The following is a 536-nucleotide window of genomic DNA, read 5'->3' as shown; positions in this document are numbered from 1 at the left end:
GCCGCTAGACCGAGCGCTGGGCATGTTGGAGCGGCTGCTGGCGTTGGCACACCAACAGGGGTTGGAATTCGGCGTAAAACTGACCAACACGCTGGGTGCTGGCAATCATAAACACCGTCTACCGGGCGATGAAATGTACATGTCGGGCCGGGCGTTGTTTCCCATTTCGATTAACGTCGCAGCGGTGTTATCACGCCATTTCGACGGAAAACTGCCCATCTCCTATTCCGGCGGGGCCAGTCAGCTCAATATCCGTGCGATTCATGAAACCGGTATTCATCCCATTACCATGGCGACCGATCTGCTGAAACCCGGTGGGTACCTGCGTCTGGCGGCCTGTGCGCAACAGCTTGAAAACTCTGCGGGCTGGACGATGAGCGCGGTGGACGTGTCACGGTTAGAGACGCTGGCGCAGGCGGCGCTAACGGCGGAATACCACCAGAAAGCCTGGAAGCGGGAAGAGACCATTGATGCCGGTGGCGTTTTACCGCCGTCCGATTGTTACGTCGCCCCCTGTGTCAGCGCCTGCGCTATCC

General features: G+C 59.0%; 1 pseudogene. It reads left to right on the top strand.

The annotated features are described in order from the left end of the window. Window positions 1-536: pseudogene (locus J5224_RS34835) on the top strand (putative selenate reductase subunit YgfK); the annotation flags it as partial.

The organism is Candidatus Symbiopectobacterium sp. NZEC135, from assembly GCF_025962695.1.
This window is presented reverse-complemented; position numbering and strand designations above follow the sequence as displayed.